This window comes from Acinetobacter sp. 102 (genome assembly GCF_037028485.1).
In the GTDB taxonomy this organism is placed as follows: domain Bacteria; phylum Pseudomonadota; class Gammaproteobacteria; order Pseudomonadales; family Moraxellaceae; genus Acinetobacter; species Acinetobacter higginsii.
In genome coordinates, this window is sequence record NZ_JAZEZK010000009.1 from 15665 (window position 1) to 34528 (window position 18864).

Consider the following 18864-nt stretch of genomic DNA (forward strand, 5'->3'; position numbering starts at 1 on the left):
CAATTAAATTTTAATCAGCTGACCAAGCATCTCCTCAGAAATTGGATCTGCTCAGCCAGTGATTGATGGTACTTAGACTTTGTTGGTGAGATCGGCGGATAGCTCATCCCAACGTTGATTTGCGCTTTGCATCGCCTGCATTTTGATATGTCCAAAGCCACGGACTTCAGCCGGTAGTTCGGCAATCTGTTGTGCAACAGATAAATTATAGCTGTTTGGTGATGAGATCAGGGTTTCAACAAAGGCGATGTAGCGATCACGCCATGCATGTTCATGTTGACGTTCTTGTTGACGTGCAAATGGATCAAAGAAACTTTCGCGCAGCCACTGTAAACGCGCCAGCAACATCATTGGAAAGCGCATCCAGTAACCAAAGATACGTTTACGCACATTGGTTCCCAATGTCGGTGGAGCAAGATGATAAGAGAGACGTACACCACTTCCGAATTGCGACTCAATGGATTTTTTAAAGTTTGCACCTGTCAGTAAACGTGCCACTTCATATTCATCTTTATAGGCCATGACACGATACAGTTGAGTTGCGATGGTTTTTGCCAGTGCTTCAGGCAGTACTTTAGCAACCTGTTCCAATAACATACGATATTGATTGGCATAGGCTTCATTCCAATAGTCTTGCAAACGTATCGTGTGATCATAGATCAGTTCAGCCAGTGTTTGTGGCGCATTACTTTTTGGTAAGCTGTCGATTAAATGGGTGATTAGGCTTGGGTCACTGGCAAGGTGGCATCCAATACGGAAGGCTTCAAGGTTTTTATCAATCGCCGTGCCATTCAGTTGAATGGCTTTTTCAATACTTTCACGTAACAGTGGAATTTGCCCTGATTGCCATGCCATCCCTAAGAGCAGTTGATTGGCATAGATCGCATCACCTAAAAGCTGTGTTGCGATTCGTGCGGCAGGTAAGGAGAGTAGATTTTCTTTGTGGACACGACCACGCAGACGATCAATCAAATCATGAATCGGTGCATACCAGTCACGTTTGTTAATAAAGTCAGAGGTGGGTGAACCATCTTCATTGACGATCACCATCGCATCTTGTTTTAAACGTGATAGCGCGGCATTACTGCCCGCCACAATGGCATCGGCACCAATCAATAGATCACATTGATGTTCTGGAATTTTAGTTGAGGAAATTTGCGCATCATCTGCGGCAATTTGAATATAGGAATACACCGTACCGCCTTTTTGCGCCAGTCCCGCCATATCCATGACACGGGTGGCTTTGCCTTCCAAATGTGCGGCCATGCCCAGTAAAGCCCCAACAGTAACTACACCTGTACCGCCAATACCACCGACCATAATACGATTTGGTGTATCAGCCAGTTGAGGAATTAAGGGACGTTCAGGCCAACCTGTCGCAAAACCTTCAAACTTGGCAGGGCGTTTCATATCACGGGTATGCACGGTGACAAAGCTTGGGCAGAAGCCTTCCACACAGGTGAAGTCTTTATTACAGCTGCTTTGGTTAATTTGACGTTTGGTGCCCAAAGCGGTTTCTACTGGTTCAATTGAAAGACAATTTGATTTTTTAGAACAATCGCCACAACCTTCACAGATATCGCTATTGATATAAAGACGTTCAGCAGGGTCAGGATAAGCATCACGTTTACGGCGACGGCGTTTTTCACTGGCACAGGTTTGCACATAGATTAAAGCGGTGACACCCGAAATATCACGTAACTCACGTTGTACTGCATCAAGATCATTGCGATGGCGGATTTCGACATGCGGTGCAAGGTGTTCTTCGGCATGGATCAGCTCAGGTTCATCGGTCACGATAACCTGTTTTTTAATGCCTTCTGCATCGAGCTGGCGAGTCAGTTGCGCGACACTCAAATGTCCATCAACATGCTGACCACCGGTCATGGCAACCGCATCGTTATAGAGGATTTTATAGGTGATATTGATATTGGCTGCAATAGCTTGTCGAATCGCCAGATAGCCTGAATGGAAGTAGGTGCCATCACCGAGATTGGCAAAAATATGCTTTTCATTGGTGAAATGTGATGCACCCGCCCAACTCACACCTTCACCACCCATTTGCGAGAAGGTTTCGGTGCCGCGATCCAGTGACACTGCAATATAGTGGCAACCGATGCCACCCAGTGCACGACTGCCTTCTGGTACGACGGTTGAGGTATTATGTGGACAACCGCTACAGAAATACGGTTTACGCTCGGCCAAATCCAGTACGCGGCGTGATTCTTGCTCAGCTTTATGCAGTAAATCGACTCGACTCAGGATTTGCCGTCTTAAACTTTCAGGCAAATCTAACTGTAAAAACCGTGTTGCCAACATTTTAGCAATCGGTTCAGGTTGGAACTCGTAATGCCCAATCAGCGGTGCTTCTTCAAATGAGGTACTCCATTCACCTTTGCCATGGATCGCTTTGCCGATTACATGTGGACGTTGCTCATCAGGCAGAGAATATAATTCATCTTTAATTTGTGCTTCCAGAATCGGACGTTTTTCTTCGACCACAATCAGTTCTTGTAAACCATCAGCAAATTCACGCAGACCTTGTGGTTCCAAAGGCCAGATTAAACCGACTTGATAGACCCGCAGACCAAGTTGTTGCGCTGTTTCATTTTCAATGCCGAGAATGCGCAAGGCTTCAATGGTATCCAGATAACCCTTACCACTGGCTGCAATACCAATACGGGCATGCCCACACGGCCATGTGATCTGATTCAGTTGATTGGCACGCGCATAGGCCAATACCGCGGGTAAGCGATATTGATAGAGTCGTTGTTCTTGTTGGATGCCATGATCTGGCCAGCGAATATGGATGCCGTCGGCAGGCAGCTCGATTTCAGGTAAAACAGGTGTGACACGATCTAGGTCGACAATGACTGAAGCCGAAGTTTCAACAATTTCACTGACCAGTTTCATTGAGGTCCAAACCCCAGCAAAACGTGACATGGCAATCGCATGGACGCCCAAATCGAGAATATGTTGCACCGAAGTTGGATAGAAAATTGGAATGCCACAACCCATCATCACATGTTCAGATTGGTGTGGAACGGTGGATGATTTACAGGAATGGTCATCACCAAACAGGGCAACCACGCCACTATGTTCGGCAGTTCCTGCAAGGTTGGCATGGCGGAGTACATCGCCTGAGCGGTCTACACCTGGGCCTTTACCATACCACCATGCGCTCACACCATCATATTTGCCTTGATCTGCAAGGTTGGCTTGTTGCGTGCCCCAAATGGCAGTCGCTGCAAGGTCTTCATTGATACCAGGTTGAAAGACGACATGGTGATCTTTAAGCAGGCCTCCAATTTGCCAAAGAAAATTATCATAATTCCCGACAGGGGAACCGCGATAACCTGAAATAAAACCGGCAGTGTGCAACCCGTTCAATTCATCTCGGCGAGTCTGTGCTAGAGGTAACCGAACCAGTGCCTGAATGCCTGTCATGTAGGCCGAACCGTGATCACTGATATATTTATCATCCAGTGATACATCTTTAGTAGCGATCATTTTTGAAGTAACTTTTGTCGCTATATTCATTTATGTCTCCTTAGAATTGTGTGTAGTTTTGACTACTTTCTTTTTTCAACATCCGGTTGAATATTTGGAGTAAGTACATATTTTTAAAAAGACTGATCAGCGGCGTTCGCTAAAAAAAACTGCTCAATCAATGTACATATTTGTCATTGTGGTTGATCCAGACTGGTGCAACAATGCGTAATTTAGAAAAAGATATTTACGTTATGCGCAAAAATCTTGATGGTGGACTTTTACATGCAATGCATGCCTTCCTGAAAGTGATTGATAGTGGGAGTTTCACGGCTGCCGCTGAACAGATGGAACTGACAACTGCGCAAGTTTCGCGATTAATTAGCGAATTAGAAGGGCGTTTAGGTACAAAACTACTACAACGATCAACCCGCCAGCATGCCTTGACCGAAATTGGTGCAAACTATGCCGAGCAGTGTCGCCAAGTACTGGCGATGGTCGAGGAATCCGAAGCACAAGCCATGGGCATGGCCGCCAGACCGCAGGGTCGATTGCGGGTATTGAGTATGGCCAGTTTTGGTCATCATTATCTGGCACCGATGATGGCGGAGTTCTGTCAAACTTATCCTGAACTTACGGTTGAATATCGAACTTCGCAAAATGTGCCTGATTTGTTAGGTAAGGGCATTGATGTCAGCCTGTATCTCACCGAGTCATTGGCAGATTCACGGTTTGTGGCACGTCGAATCGGTACCATCTTCTCGGTGCTCTGTGCTTCGCCTGCATACTTGGAAAAGTATGGCGAACCTCAAACACTGGAAGATTTACAGAAGCATGCCTGCTTACGTTTGGTTAATCCGTCCATTACCCCACAATGGCATTTGGTCAGTGAAAATAGCTGTTCTTACCAGATTGATATCAATGGTCCCTTGATTGCTGATACCCCTGAGTTGTTGCTGGATGTGGTACAACAGGATATGGGCATTGCATTATTACCGACCTTCTCATCGATTGATGCGATTCGGGCAGGGCGACTGCGCCGTATTTTACCTGCTTGGCGCTCACCTGATATTGGAGTCTATACCTTATTGCCATCGCGTCATTTTGTGGATGCAAAAACACGGGCATGGCTGGAGTGGGTCGAGCAGCATATTTCGCCAAAAATACAGCAAGATACGGATTATTTTTTATAACTAATCTGAGAGAGCGTTAGAAAAAGAATAATAAGGATTAAAATAAAAAATGCTTCTTTAAAAGGAGGCATTTTGTACAGAGATAAACACTATATTTAAATAAATCGCATAGACGAGTCTCGTCCCACGATCGACATGGAACGAGAAAAAGGTGAGACCTAATCAGCTGAGCAAGCTTCATTGATTAAGCTTGTTGCTAAACGATGAGTGAATTCGAATCTAGGTATCACTAAGCACACTTTGTTTGCCAGTAGGCATTGCTGTAATTGGATAAGCTTTTTCGCTTTAAGACATGGCTAATATTTTGGCTGGCTTGCATCAGTTTTTCTAAATCAATCCCCGTTTCAAAGCCCATATGGGAGAGTAAATAAAACAGATCTTCAGTCGCAACATTGCCAGAAGCGCCTTTGGCATAAGGGCAGCCACCCAGTCCCGCAAGGGATGAATCAAACACACGAATGCCTTGTTGTAAGGACTGGTAAATATTGGCAATCGCCATGCCATAGGTATTGTGAAAATGACCCGCTAAAACGGTGCTATCAAGTTCAGCCAGACAGGCTTCCCAAACTTGCTTTACCCGATCTGGTGTGGCAGTCCCAATGGTTTCACCCAAAGAGACTTCATAGCAACCCATGTCATACAGTCGTTTAACCACGTTGACCACTTGCTCTGGTGCAATTGCACCTTCATAAGGACAATCGACGACACAAGAGACATAACCACGGACACGGATATGCTGCGCTTTGGCTGCACGTAGCACATCAGCGAATTTTTCAAAGCTCTCGTCGATTGAGCAGTTGATATTTTTACGGGTAAAGCTTTCAGAAGCTGCGGTAAATACCGCAACCTCCTTGCATCCCACTGCCTGAGCAGCTTCAAAACCTTTGATATTAGGGGTGAGCAGGCTTAAATTCAGATCGGTACCTTGTGGGAGCTGCTTAAACAGTTCATCGCTTTGTGCCATTTGCGGCACCCATTTAGCAGATACACAGGAACCCACTTCAATCGATTTTAGTCCAGCATTTATCAGATCATGAATGAAGTTTAGACGTTGTTCGACGGTCAACGCCTGTTTTTCATTTTGCAGACCGTCTCGGGGGCCAACTTCCACGATTTTGACAAACTCACTCATGCAACTTCCTCCTGTAAAGGCTGAAATTCCACCAGTTCATCGCCAGCTTTGACCTGATCACCAACCTGAAAATACGCATCAACAATCACGCCATCTTGTGGTGCACGGATGGTGTATTCCATTTTCATGGCTTCAAGCGTCATCAAGATATCGTCTTTTTTGACACTATGATTAGCACCGACCAGAACCTGTGTTACCACACCCGGCATGGGTGCTTTGAGATGGCCTTGATCTGCTTGGCTATCCTCTTGATGATAATCTTGGCGAATATAGGCAAATTTATGGCTTTGTCCCATATGGAATAGGGTAATGCCTTGTTGACTCTGGTTAAATGACAGCTTTTGTTGGGTACCATTGAGATGAATCACCGCTGTGTGTGCATCCAATAATTGTCCAGAAATCTGGTAACTTTCACCGTTATATTCAGCATTAAAACCGTGTTCTGCCGCACTTAGCTTGATTTGAATAGTCTGATCTAGATAGTTCAGTTTGATGGTTTGTTTAAAGGCAATATTTAAACGCCATAGCGGTTGTGCTTGCCATAACTGTTTTTGGCTAGAGCGGTTATGATTGAGTTTGCTTAAAAACTCGATAAAGGCTGTGGCGACCACCAATTCAGGTTTAATCTGTTCAGGCTGGAACAAGAAATCATGTTCACGTTGAATCAGATTGGTATCCAGTTTGGCTTGTTTAAATGAATCACAGCGTACAATTTTTTCCAAAAAGGCAATGTTATTCCCTAAACCATCGACGTGGAATTGACTGAGTGCATGTTGCATTTGGATCAAAGCCGCTTCACGGTTTTTGCCCCATACAATCAATTTGGCAATCATTGGGTCGTAATAGGTGGTGATTTCATCACCTTCAACAATGCCGCTGTCAACACGGACAGATTGGTTTTGCGTTGGGTAGTGTAGATAGTCAATTTTGCCGATGGCAGGTAAGAAGCCTTTTTCGGGTTCTTCGGCATAGATACGTGCTTCAAGCGCATGACCATGAATCTGTAATTGATGTTGCAGTTTTGGTAGTGGTTCACCATCGGCGACACGCAGTTGCCATTCCACCAGATCTTCACCGGTAATCATTTCGGTAACGGGATGTTCTACTTGTAGACGGGTATTCATTTCCATGAAATAGGCGGTGCCGTCCTGTTCCACAATAAACTCAACTGTACCCGCACCAACGTAATCCACTGCACGGGCAGCATCAATCGCAGCTTGACGCATGGCATCCAATTTTTCAGCAGGCATTTGTGGTGCAGGGGCTTCTTCTAGTACTTTTTGATGACGACGTTGTACTGAACAATCACGTTCAAACAGATGCACATAGTTACCATGCGTATCGCCAAAGACCTGTACTTCAATATGACGTGGCTGAATCACATAGCGTTCAATCAGGACATCATCGTTGCCAAAGCTGGATTTAGCTTCACGTTTACACGAGGCTAAGGACTGCAAGAAATCTTCACTGCGTTCGACCAAGCTCATGCCTTTACCGCCGCCGCCAGCACTGGCTTTGATCAGTACTGGATAGCCAATTGCATCGGCTTGCTGTTTCAAAAACTCAGCCTCTTGGTTGGTGCCGTGATAACCCGGTGTTAATGGCACACCTGCTTTTTCCATTAAGGCTTTAGAGGTGGCTTTGAGACCCATGGCTAAAATGGCATCCACGGGTGGGCCAATAAAGCAAATATTGTGTTGCTGGCAAGCGAGGGCAAATTGGTCATTTTCGGACAAGAAACCGTAACCCGGGTGAATCGCTTGGCTGCCCGTATTAATCGCCGCCTGAATAATACGATCGACTTGTAAATAACTTTGTGTGGCAGGGGATTGCCCAATATAAATCGCTTCATCGGCCAATTTAACATGCTGTGCATTGGCATCTGCATCTGAATACACCGCAACCGTTGCAATACCAAGTTTTTTTGCAGTACGAATCACACGGCAGGCAATCTCGCCACGGTTCGCAATTAAAATCTTTTCAAACATTGTGATCGTCCTGAATTGTTGTTATTGGGAGGTGGAAGTCCACACAGGTTGTTGTTTATTTAAAAAGGCATTCAAACCTTCTTTGGCTTCGCTGCCTTGACGAACTTGAGCAATATGCTGTGCAGTCTGCTGGAGTAAATCATCACTCATCGTTTGGTGGCTGACCATCTGAATTAACTGTTTCGATGCAGCCTGTGCCTGTGGTCCGCCGAGTAATAGTGCATCTATAATCTCTTGAACTTTCTGGTCTAAGTCTTCGGCATCAGCGACTTCATGGGCCAAGCCAATCTGTTTGGCGTCACGTGCTGAAATACGCTCTGCCGTCAAGAAGTAACGTGAAGCTTGCCGAGCACCAATGGCACGAATTACATAGGGACTGATGGTAGATGGTGCAAGGCCGAGTCGAACTTCTGAAGTCGCAAATTTGGCGTCAGTACTGGCAATACAAATATCACAGGCCGATGCCAAACCCATACCACCGCCAAAGGCAATGCCATGCACACGCGCAAGTGTCGGTTGCTTTAAGGTCGCGAGAGCATTTAGCATCTGTGCAAGTTTGAGCGCATCGGCTTCGTTTTCTGCTGAAGAGGCTTGACCCGCCTGTTTCATCCAGTTCAGGTCGGCACCTGCTGAAAAGCTTTTGCCACGTCCAGCCAAGACCACCACACGCACATCATCACGCTGATTTAAGCTGGTAAAGCAGGCATGTAATTCTTCAATCACCGTAGTATTAAAGGCATTGTGCAGTTCAGGTCGGTTTAGCCAAACATAGGCCACTTGACCGTGTTGTTCCAGTTGTAAAAATTGATAGCTCATAGACACCTCTTACATGCGGAACACGCCGAACTTGGTCGGCTGAATTGGTGCATTCAGCGCAGCAGCAAGGCTCAGCCCCAGCACATGACGGGTTTGAGCAGGGTCAATCACGCCGTCATCCCAAAGGCGGGCAGAGGCATAATATGGATGCCCTTGATGCTCATATTGTTCACGAATCGGTTGTTTAAATTGATCTTCTTCCTGTGCTGACCATTGCGCGCCTTTTTGTTCAATCTGATCACGTTTTAAGGTTGATAGCACGCTGGCAGCCTGTTCGCCACCCATCACCGAAATACGCGAGTTCGGCCATGTCCATAAAAAGCGTGGGGAATAGGCACGTCCACACATGCCATAGTTACCTGCACCAAAAGAACCCCCAATAATCAGGGTGAGTTTTGGTACATTGGCTGTCGCTACCGCCATCACCAACTTGGCACCATTTTTGGCAATGCCTTCATTCTCATATTGACGACCGACCATAAAGCCAGTGATGTTTTGGATAAATAGCAATGGGATATTACGTTGAGTACATAGCTCGATAAAGTGTGCGCCTTTTTGTGCAGATTCAGAAAAGAGAATGCCGTTATTGGCAATGATGCCGACAGGCATGCCGTAAAGTGAAGCAAAACCTGTAATTAAAGTGGAACCAAAACGTGCTTTAAATTCATCAAAACGTGAACCATCAACAATACGTGCAATCACTTCACGTACATCGAAAGGTTTACGCGCATCACTTGGCACAACGCCATAGAGTTCGTTGGCATCAAATAGCGGTTCATCAATCTGCTTGTTTAATTCATTTGGCTTTTTATTCAGATTGGCAACGATATTACGGGCAATCGCAAGCGCGTGTTCATCATTTTCCGCCAAATGATCGGCAACCCCTGATAGGCGGGTATGTACATCACCACCACCCAAATCTTCACTGCTGACCACTTCACCCGTTGCGGCTTTGACCAATGGCGGGCCACCGAGGAAAATCGTACCTTGATTACGTACAATAATCGTTTCATCCGACATGGCAGGGACATAAGCACCACCAGCGGTACAGCTGCCCATCACTACCGCAATTTGGGCGATACCTTGGCTCGACATACGTGCCTGATTATAGAAAATACGCCCGAAATGATCTCGGTCAGGAAACACCTCATCTTGCATCGGTAAGAATGCACCGCCCGAATCCACCAGATAAATACACGGCAAGTGATTTTGCTCAGCAATTTCCTGCGCACGTAAATGCTTTTTCACCGTCAATGGATAATAGGTACCACCTTTGACGGTTGCATCATTGGCGACAATCATGCAGGTCACACCATTGACTTGGCCAATACCAGCGATCACACCCGCAGCAGGAATATCATCTTCATACACCTTGTAAGCAGCCAATTGACCAATTTCTAAAAAAGCAGTGCCGGCATCAATCAATTGATCAATACGATCACGTGGTAAAAGTTTGCCTCTGGCCAAATGTTTTTGGCGGGCATTTTCGCCACCACCGAGTGCGACTTTTTGAGCCACTTGTTTCAGATCGCTGACCAATGTTTGCATGGCATGTTGATTGGTTTTGAAGTCTTCACTTCGAACATTAATTTTGCTGTGTAATTGGTTCATAAGCTGCATCCTGAATTATGGTTATTATTTGGTTTCATTAAACAGTTCGCGGCCGATCAGCATGCGGCGAATTTCCGAAGTTCCTGCACCAATTTCATAAAGTTTGGCATCACGCCATAAACGACCAGCCGAAAATTCATTGATATAACCATTACCACCGAGAGTTTGAATGGTTTCACCTGCCATCCATGTGGCTTTTTCTGCTGCATATAAAATCGCACTGGCTGCATCTTTGCGTAAGCTACGGTCATGGTCGGCTTTGTCACAGGCCGCACCAACCGCATAAACTAAGGCTTTACAAGCCAACCAAGTGGAATACATATCCGCCAGTTTGCCTTGCATCAATTGAAATTCACCCAAAGCTTGCCCAAATTGTTCACGTTCATGCAGGTAGGGAATCACCACATCCAGACAGGCATCCATAATCCCGAGTGGGCCAGCGCTGAGCACCGCACGCTCATAATCCAGACCGCTCATCAGTACTTTGGCACCGTTGCCAACGCCACCAAGTACGTTTTCAGCAGGCACTTCTACATTGTCAAAAAATAGTGGATAGGTATTAGAGCCACGCATCCCGAGTTTGTCTAAATGCTTACCATGACTAAAGCCAGGCATGTCTTTTTCGATCAGGAAGGCAGTCATGCCTTTGGCACCAGCATGTGGATCTGTTTTGGCATACACCACCAGTACATCAGCATCACCGCCATTGGTGATCCACATTTTTGAACCATTGAGAACAAAGTGATCGCCTTTTTGTTCAGCACGTAGTTTCATACTGACCACATCCGAACCTGCATTGGGTTCAGACATCGCCAAAGCACCGACAAAGTCACCTGAAATCAGCTTGGGTAAATATTTCTGCTTTTGTTGCTCACTGCCATTACGGTTGATCTGGTTAATACACAAGTTAGAATGCGCACCGTAAGAAAGACCAATAGAGGCGGATGCACGTGAAATTTCTTGCAACACGATGATATGTGCTAGATAGCCTAGATTGGTGCCGCCATATTCTTCAGAAACGGTTAAGCCCATCAATCCCATATCTCCAAATTTTTTCCAGAGATGGGCAGGGAATACATTGTCCTGATCGACTTGTTGTGCAATAGGTGCAATTTCCTTTGCACAAAATGCAGCAACTGAATCTTGTAGAGCAATTAACGTTTCATCCAGACCAAAGTTCAAGCTACGTAGGTTCATTATGTTGTCATCCCAGTGATTATATTTGTTGTTCCATTAAGCGTTGTTGTGTGTGCTTAGGAACTACCTTACAATGAATTTTTAAAAAAGTGAATAGTGATTCATAAAATGATTTACAATTCACTTTATTTGTTAGAGAATAAAATTTATGAGCTATAAACGATCAACTTTAATGCAGGAGCGGATGGAGCAAAATCGTAAATCGATTTTGAGTTCAGCCAGAAAATTAATTTCAGAGGGAGGGTTCAAAGACGCACAGATACAAACCATTGCTGAGCAAGCAGGGGTCTCAAGTGGTCTGGTGTATCGCTACTTTGACAATAAAAGTCAGGTGTTAATTGAGGTCTTGTCAGAAGCCATCAATACCGAACTGTTGGTGATTGATGCCATCACAGAAAGTGATCTGACCGCACAACAAAAATTGCACAAGGCAGTCGCGACCTTTGTAAAACGGGCCTTGAACAGTCCGCAGCTGGCATATGCACTCATGTTTGAACCAGTGGATTCAACTGTTGAACATGAGCGTTTTCGGGTAAAGCAGTTGATTAAACAAAGTATTAAAAAAATCCTTGCAGATGGAAATGCAAGTGGCGAGTTTGTTCTGGATGACTTAAACACAACAGCCATGTGTGTGGTCGGGGCAATGACCTATGTGGTGGTTGAACCGTTGGATCCAGCACAAAATACCAAGTTTGATCATGCGCACAAAGACTATTTTTCCAAACAGATTGCTGATTTTTGTGTGGATGCAGTACAGAAAAAGTAGGGCAGACAAAACGGTTTAACATCACAACAACAGGCAGTTTGAAGAGTAGTTGCAGTTACAACAATTAGATCAGGTAAGAACAGAATTAAAAAAGAATCAAGGAGAATGATTCAATGCAACATGTACGGTTAAGCTATGCCTCTGGAACCAGCTCGCAGCCCCTGTTGGGGATGACGATTGGAGATAAATTTGATCAAGTCTGCCAGCAATATGCTGAGCAAGAGGCGATTGTCAGTTCACATCAGAACCGACGCTTAAGCTACAAAGAACTACAGCATGAAGTGAATGCATTTGCCTGTAGTCTGCTCAAGCTGGGTTTGAAAAAAGGCGATCGCTTGGCGATCTGGTCGCCGAATTGTGTGGAATGGACCGTGACTCAATTTGCCGCATTTAAAGCAGGCATTATTTTGGTGAATCTAAATACTGCTTATAAAAGTCATGAACTGGAATATGTACTCAATAAAGTCTCCTGCAAAGGCTTGATTATTGCCTCACAATTTAAGACCACAGATTATCAAGAATTGTTGACTAAGATTGCACCTGAACTCGCATCCAGCCTCGATAAGGTATTGAATGCAGCGCGGTTACCGCATTTAAAATATGTCATTAAAATTGATGAGCAGCAGCACACCGGTATTCATCGTTTTAGCGATTTACTCGACGTCCCAAATCAATCTCAGCTCGATGAATTACAACGCTTAGCCAAGCAGTTGCAGTTTGATGAAACCATTAATATCCAATTTACCTCAGGCACAACAGGCAATCCGAAAGGGACCATGTTGACGCATCATAACATCCTGAATAATGGCTATTTTGTCGGTGAAGGCATTGGTTTAACCCCCCAAGATCGAGTCTGTATCTCGGTGCCTTTATTCCATTGTTTTGGCATGGTGATGGGCAATCTGGCCTGTATTACTCATGGTGCAACCATGGTTTATCCTGCTTCAGTCTTTAATCCATTAGAAACCTTAAAAACCATTGAGCAGGAAAAATGTACGGCAGCCTATGGTGTGCCGACCATGTTTATTGCCATTTTGGAACATGAGCAATTTGCCGAATTTGATTTGAGCAGTTTAAGAACGGGCATTATGGCAGGCAGTCCATGTCCGAGAGAAATTATGCAGCGTGTGATTGACCGTATGCATATGTCCGAAATCACCATCTGTTATGGCATGACTGAAACCTCTCCAGTTAGTGTGCAGAGTTATATTGATGATTCAATTGATAAACGCGTTAGTACGGTTGGGCATGTTCATCCACATTTGGAAGTCAAAATTGTCGATTTAGAAGGCGAAATTGTGCCGCAAGGAACACTGGGTGAACTTTGCGTACGTGGTTATTCGGTCATGGCGGGATATTGGGATGAGCCTGAAAAAACCAAAGAAGTCATCGACACAGCGGGCTGGATGCATACGGGTGATATTGCTGAAATGGACAGTGAGGGCTTTGTCAAAATCAAAGGTCGGATTAAAGATGTCGTCATTCGCGGTGGTGAAAACCTGTTTCCTAAAGAAATTGAAGACTTTTTATATACCCATCCCGATGTCTGTGATGTGCAAGTGATTGGTTTACCCGACATGCGTTATGGTGAAGAGCTCTGTGCCTGCATCATTTTACACGAGCACCATCAAAGCAATGAAGACAGTATTCGTAGTTTTTGCAAAGAGCATATTTCACATAATAAAGTGCCACGTTACGTTAAGTTTTTTGATGAGTTCCCAATGACAGCATCAGGAAAAGCTCAGAAATTTAAATTGCAGGAAATCATGCGGGTAGAGCTGAATTTGACTGCTGAAATATTTGATTAAAACCGTATTCCTCCTCTGTGTCTTGCAACTGAGGAGGAGCTTTGATGTCGTGGTTGTTCTCTAAACATAGGATGTCAGGATCAATAAATGAAGATTAGAAATGATTGGTCACGTGCAGAAATACAGGCTTTTTATGAGCAGCCATTGTTAGATTTGCTGTTTCAGGCACAACAGTTACACCGACAATATTTTGCTGCGAATACGATTCAGGTCAGTATTTTGCTGTCTATTAAAACTGGTAAATGCCCAGAAGATTGTAAGTATTGTTCGCAATCGGCGCGTTATGATTCAAAACTGGAAGCAAAAAAACGCATTGCCGTCGAGAAAGTCATTCAAGAGGCACAAAAGTCCAAAGCCTCAGGTGCATCTCGTTTTTGTATGGGTGCTGCATGGCGCAATCCGCATGAGCGCGATATGCCTTATGTACTGGACATGGTACGCGAAGTCAAAGCTTTGGGACTGGAAACCTGTATGACGTTGGGTATGTTGAATGCCTCTCAGGCGGAGCGTTTAAAAGAGGCTGGTCTGGATTATTACAACCATAATCTGGATACCTCGCGGGAATATTATTCCCACATTATCAGCACCCGAACTTTTGATGATCGACTGGATACACTAGACCATGTTCGTCAGGCAGGCTTGAAAGTCTGTAGTGGTGGGATTGTCGGTTTAGGTGAAAGCCGAGAGGATCGGATTGGTCTTTTACACGAGTTAGCAACTTTGCCGCTACATCCCGAGTCTGTACCGATCAATATGCTCGTGCCGATAGAAGGGACTCCACTGGCTCAAGTAGAGAAACTGGATGTGATTGAATGGATTCGGACCATTGCGGTGGCACGATTAATCATGCCGCAAAGTTACATTCGACTCTCCGCAGGCCGTGAAGCATTAACCGATTCAGATCAAGCTCTGGCATTTATGGCAGGTGCCAATTCGATCTTCTCAGGTGAAAAGCTGTTAACCACTGCCAATGCGGGTGAAAATCGTGATCACGCTTTATTTCAAAAATTGGGCTTAAGTATCGAAGCGAGCAAACCTTCTATAAAGCCGTTATCCGTTGATGCGATGCTGACCGTTTAAGGCTTTTAAAAATAGAGGATCAAATGGCGAAAGATTTTAATAGTCAAAAAGTAGTGGAACGCTATGACGATCATATCCGTCGTCTGATTCCAGGTTATGAGCTGATGCATCAACAAGTGGATGCGATTTTACAATCCGCTTTAAGTGCAGACGCGCAGATTTTAATTGTTGGTTGTGGCACAGGCTATGAGCTTGAATATTTATTGAAACGGCATCCGACGTGGACTTTTACGGCTGTTGATCCTTCTTTGAGTATGTTGCAGAAAGCACAAGCCCTCATTCAGGCACTGGGTCAGTCCGAGCGGGTGCAATTTATTCATGGCGAAACAGCAGCATTGCCTACACAGCCAAAATTTGATGCGGCCTTGTCAATTTTAGTGGCACATTTTGTACCGCATGCGCTTAAACCGAGTTTCTTTGCTGAAATATCACAGCGATTAAAAGCGGATGGATTGCTCATGACTTATGACCTGATGGCCTGTGAAGAACCTCAACAATTGAAAGCATTGCCACTGCTGTGTCAGAGCAATGGTCTGAGTGCCGAGCAGAGCCATGCCATGATGGAGCGTTTAGCACAAGACTTTTTCACGCTCACTTTTGACGCCTATCGGCAACTTCTTTGCAGTACTGGTTTTCAACAAGTGCATTGCTTTAGCCAAGTTTTAACTTATCAGGGACTGATTGCCCAGAAAAAACAGGAGGAGATTTTGACCTCGGAACTTTCTGGCAAGGCTGTTTTCACTCAACAAGGAATTCAACATTAAAACAGCAACTTAATTTTTAGCTTCTAACCGATGTTTTTTAACAGTGGCTGAACTTGCCGCTGCAAGGTTCTGTTGTCTTTAAGAAAAGTGGCTACTCACTTAGATAGGAGGTGAAGTTTAAATAAATCAATGGTTTGAATTTTTAGAATAAAAAATGTGATGTGGTACATCTGTGCGACAAAGGAAAAACACAAACAAAGAATGATCTTAAACCGGGTTTTAAGATCAGCCGAAAAGGAAATTGATTTTAATGAAAAAGTTTATTTTAACGGTACAAAAAAGCATATTGGCAACGGCGGTTTTAACGGCCATGTCCTCTGCTTATTCGGGAACTGAGAGTGCTGAAATTGCACAACTCAGACAAGAAGTTCAAGAGTTGCGCGCCATGCTGCAACAGTATGTAAAACAACCTGCTCAGACACAATCGACAGCTCCAGTTGCCGTAGCTGCTGCGCCACAGGTGACGGAAGCACAAGCTCCAAAACTGAATATCAGCAAAGGCGGGGCTGAAGTCAATTTATATGGTTATCTCCGTGCCGATGCTTCTTATCAGGCCAAGGGTGCATCGACCATGTATAACAATATCAGTGGCGTACCACTGGAACATACTGCCGAGGAAGCTCAACAAAAAGACCGCTTGCACTCAACCGTCAATGTCACCCGTTTGGGTTTAAATTTTAAAACACCTACAACTGTAGGTGATGTTGGTGGCAAGCTGGAAATGGATTTTTTTGGCGGCAGCACACGTGATCAATTCCGTATTCGTCATGCCTATTTAACCTTTGATAAATGGTTGATCGGTCAGACTTGGTCAACCTTTATTGCACCTGAATATTATCCAGAAACCATTGATGCGGGAACCTATGTCGGTGGGGCATTACAACGTTCACCTTTGGTACGTTATAGCGATAATTTATCGGCCAATACCAGTTTTGCTGTCGCGATTGAAGATCCTAAATATACCGCAACCTCTGACCCTGATAATGAAATGCGTTTGCCTGCTTTAGTTGGGCGGTTGAACCATAAATTTGCCAATGGTTCACTGTTGTCAGGTCGTACTTTTATGGCCGAGAAAAAAACCAGCAATGATGAGGAATGGGCATGGGGTGTAGGGCTCGGCGGTAAATATCAGCTGACACCACAAACTTTCTTAAAAGCCGATTATTACCATGTTAAAGGTGATGGCCGCTTCCTGCTTTGGACCAATAACAGCTATGTAATTGATGATAAAAATCATATTCAGAGCAATGAATTCGATACCATTTCTGCCGGTCTGACCCATCAGTTTAATTCGAAGCTTCGCTCAACCTTGGGCTACGGCTATATGAAAGCCAAGGATGACAATACTTTCGCTGAAATTCAAAAAAATAATGCAACTCAAAACAAGGAACTTTGGCAGGGCTGGATCAATGCCATGTACAACCCGTATAAACCCATCACCTTGGGGGTGGAATATGTCTATGGTGAGCGTGAAACCTTTGACGGCAGTAACGGGATCGATAACCGCTTCAATATGATGGCGAGTTATGACTTTTAAGTAAGACCTTGAATAATCTGTTTTTTCTTTAGGGTGCAGTATGTCGTTTTAAAAATGAACAAGAATTTATCTCATAGAGGAGATGATTAAATGGCAACATCGACGTTGAATGTCAATGCAATTATTGACCAAGCAAAATTTACGCCTTTTCACTGGAGCATTTTGCTTTGGTGCTTATTGATTATTATTTTTGATGGTTATGACCTGGTTATTTATGGTGTGGTTTTACCCGTATTGATGCAGGAGTGGTCACTGACAGCAGTGCAGGCGGGTATGTTGGCCAGTACTGCTTTATGTGGAATGATGTTTGGAGCCATGCTATTCGGGGCGCTGGCAGATAAAATCGGTCGCAAAAATGTGATCTTGATTTGTGTGACTTTTTTTAGTGGTTTTACCTTTTGGGGTGCATTTGCATCGACGCCTTTTGAGTTTGGGATTTTAAGATTTTTAGCTGGTTTAGGCATTGGCGGGGTGATGCCGAATCTGGTGGCTTTGACCTCTGAATACGCACCGAAACGGATACGTAGTACCTTGGTTGGGAGCATGTTTAGTGGCTATGCCATTGGTGGAATTATTTCGGCATTGTTGGGCAGTTATTTAGTCGAAAGCCAAGGCTGGCAAATCATGTTCTTGATCGCAGGTATTCCATTATTGTTGTTACCGATTTTATGGAAGTTCTTACCTGAGTCACTGACCTTTTTAGTGAAAAGCGGTAAGACTGAACAAGCCCATGCCATCATTCAAAAAATTGCACCAGAGCAGGCATTAAGCAGTGAGACACGCTTATGCTTGAATGACGATCATCTGGATACAGGCAGTTCTGCCAAAGCTTTATTTCAACATGGTCGTGCTTTAAGTACGCTGATGTTCTGGCTATTATTCTTTATGTGCTTGTTGATGGTTTATGCATTGAGTAGTTGGTTGCCAAAACTGATGCTGGCAGCAGGCTATTCTTTGGGTAAAAGTATCTTATTCCTATTGGCTTTGAATGTCGGGGCCATGCTTGGGGCAATTTTTGGTGGGATACTGTCAGATAAATTCCACTTAAAGCCTGTGATTTTAACCATGTTTGTGGCAGGAGTCTTTGCCTTGGTCGGACTAGGTTATAACTCGCCAGCCTATATTTTATATGGTTTGGTGACGATTGCGGGTGCTGCAACTATTGGTACATCCATCTTACTTTATAGTTATGTAGCGCAATTCTATCCATTGAGTGTGCGCTCGACAGGGATTGGTTGTGCATCTGCAGTTGGTCGAATTGGTGCTATTGTCGGGCCGATTCTAACAGGGATGCTGCTGACCTTAGGTCTACCGCATAAGCTGAACTTTGTGATGATTGCCATCCCTGCGATTATTGCAATTTTTGCGGTGCTGGTGCTGAAACGGCATGAGTCAGACAGTGGAAGTAAAAGCACAGTCAATCCAGCGACAAACATCGCTGAAACAGGTGAAGCATAGCAATGCATCCTGATTGATAAAACAA

The 18864-nt window shown here is 44.6% G+C and carries 12 protein-coding genes and 1 pseudogene; 7 read left to right on the plus strand and 6 right to left on the minus strand.

Annotation, left to right across the window (positions count from 1 at the left end):
* Positions 1-72: 72 nt before the first annotated feature.
* A complete protein-coding gene (locus WA352_RS10450; protein WP_336142514.1) occupies positions 73-3540 on the minus strand; it encodes an indolepyruvate ferredoxin oxidoreductase family protein in 3468 nt (1155 codons plus the stop codon).
* 203 nt (positions 3541-3743) lie between these two features.
* Between WA352_RS10450 and WA352_RS10455 the strand changes: the two genes are divergently transcribed.
* Positions 3744-4682 (plus strand): LysR family transcriptional regulator, encoded by a 939-nt coding sequence (locus WA352_RS10455; RefSeq protein WP_336142651.1) that lies wholly within the window; start codon positions 3744-3746, stop codon positions 4680-4682.
* Between the two features lie 229 nt (positions 4683-4911).
* Here WA352_RS10455 and WA352_RS10460 read toward each other — a convergent pair whose 3' ends face one another.
* The 5 genes and pseudogenes from WA352_RS10460 to WA352_RS10480 form a co-directional block, all read right to left on the minus strand.
* Positions 4912-5814, minus strand: coding sequence for a hydroxymethylglutaryl-CoA lyase (locus WA352_RS10460; RefSeq protein WP_336142516.1), 903 nt, complete (start codon positions 5812-5814; stop codon positions 4912-4914).
* Complete coding sequence (locus WA352_RS10465) at positions 5811-7802, minus strand: acetyl/propionyl/methylcrotonyl-CoA carboxylase subunit alpha (protein ID WP_336142518.1); 1992 nt, start codon at positions 7800-7802, stop codon at positions 5811-5813. The genes WA352_RS10460 and WA352_RS10465 overlap by 4 nt, the downstream gene beginning before the upstream one ends.
* Positions 7784-8618: pseudogene (locus tag WA352_RS10470) on the minus strand (enoyl-CoA hydratase/isomerase family protein). Before WA352_RS10470 ends, WA352_RS10465 begins: the two are co-directional and overlap by 19 nt.
* A 9-nt stretch (positions 8619-8627) precedes the next feature.
* A complete protein-coding gene (locus tag WA352_RS10475; protein WP_336142524.1) occupies positions 8628-10229 on the minus strand; it encodes a carboxyl transferase domain-containing protein in 1602 nt (533 codons plus the stop codon).
* 24 nt (positions 10230-10253) lie between these two features.
* Entirely contained in the window at positions 10254-11426 is a 1173-nt protein-coding gene (locus WA352_RS10480; RefSeq protein WP_016163257.1) for an isovaleryl-CoA dehydrogenase, read from the minus strand.
* Positions 11427-11574: 148 nt separating this feature from the next.
* Between WA352_RS10480 and WA352_RS10485 the strand changes: the two genes are divergently transcribed.
* The 6 genes from WA352_RS10485 (at position 11575) to WA352_RS10510 (ending at position 18839) form a co-directional block, all read left to right on the plus strand.
* On the plus strand, positions 11575-12192 hold the full coding sequence (locus tag WA352_RS10485) for a TetR/AcrR family transcriptional regulator (RefSeq protein ID WP_004652888.1): 618 nt from the start codon (positions 11575-11577) through the stop codon (positions 12190-12192).
* A gap of 113 nt (positions 12193-12305) precedes the next feature.
* Positions 12306-14000 (plus strand): AMP-binding protein, encoded by a 1695-nt coding sequence (locus tag WA352_RS10490; protein WP_336142525.1) that lies wholly within the window; start codon positions 12306-12308, stop codon positions 13998-14000.
* Between the two features lie 87 nt (positions 14001-14087).
* Positions 14088-15080 (plus strand): biotin synthase BioB, encoded by a 993-nt coding sequence (bioB, locus tag WA352_RS10495; protein ID WP_336142527.1) that lies wholly within the window; start codon positions 14088-14090, stop codon positions 15078-15080.
* 23 nt (positions 15081-15103) lie between these two features.
* Positions 15104-15844, plus strand: a complete 741-nt coding sequence (locus WA352_RS10500) for an SAM-dependent methyltransferase (protein WP_336142528.1) — start codon at positions 15104-15106, stop codon at positions 15842-15844.
* Between the two features lie 250 nt (positions 15845-16094).
* The gene (locus WA352_RS10505) at positions 16095-17381 is read left to right on the plus strand and encodes a DcaP family trimeric outer membrane transporter (protein ID WP_336142530.1); all 1287 of its coding nucleotides are present in this window, start codon (positions 16095-16097) and stop codon (positions 17379-17381) included.
* A 90-nt stretch (positions 17382-17471) separates the two neighbouring features.
* Positions 17472-18839 (plus strand): MFS transporter, encoded by a 1368-nt coding sequence (locus tag WA352_RS10510; protein ID WP_336142532.1) that lies wholly within the window; start codon positions 17472-17474, stop codon positions 18837-18839.
* The last annotated feature ends 25 nt before the right edge of the window (positions 18840-18864 follow it).

Bases quoted from the DNA above. Each gene is read 5' to 3' on its own strand.
- WA352_RS10490 (WP_336142525.1), top strand. From the start codon at position 12,306: ATGCAACATGTACGGTTAAGCTATGCCTCTGGAACCAGCTCGCAGCCC.
- WA352_RS10450 (WP_336142514.1), bottom strand. From the start codon at position 3,540: ATGAATATAGCGACAAAAGTTACTTCAAAAATGATCGCTACTAAAGAT.
- WA352_RS10500 (WP_336142528.1), top strand. From the start codon at position 15,104: ATGGCGAAAGATTTTAATAGTCAAAAAGTAGTGGAACGCTATGACGAT.
- WA352_RS10485 (WP_004652888.1), top strand. From the start codon at position 11,575: ATGAGCTATAAACGATCAACTTTAATGCAGGAGCGGATGGAGCAAAAT.
- WA352_RS10480 (WP_016163257.1), bottom strand. From the start codon at position 11,426: ATGAACCTACGTAGCTTGAACTTTGGTCTGGATGAAACGTTAATTGCT.
- WA352_RS10505 (WP_336142530.1), top strand. From the start codon at position 16,095: ATGAAAAAGTTTATTTTAACGGTACAAAAAAGCATATTGGCAACGGCG.
- WA352_RS10475 (WP_336142524.1), bottom strand. From the start codon at position 10,229: ATGAACCAATTACACAGCAAAATTAATGTTCGAAGTGAAGACTTCAAA.
- WA352_RS10510 (WP_336142532.1), top strand. From the start codon at position 17,472: ATGGCAACATCGACGTTGAATGTCAATGCAATTATTGACCAAGCAAAA.
- WA352_RS10460 (WP_336142516.1), bottom strand. From the start codon at position 5,814: ATGAGTGAGTTTGTCAAAATCGTGGAAGTTGGCCCCCGAGACGGTCTG.
- WA352_RS10455 (WP_336142651.1), top strand. From the start codon at position 3,744: ATGCGCAAAAATCTTGATGGTGGACTTTTACATGCAATGCATGCCTTC.
- WA352_RS10465 (WP_336142518.1), bottom strand. From the start codon at position 7,802: ATGTTTGAAAAGATTTTAATTGCGAACCGTGGCGAGATTGCCTGCCGT.
- bioB (WP_336142527.1), top strand. From the start codon at position 14,088: ATGAAGATTAGAAATGATTGGTCACGTGCAGAAATACAGGCTTTTTAT.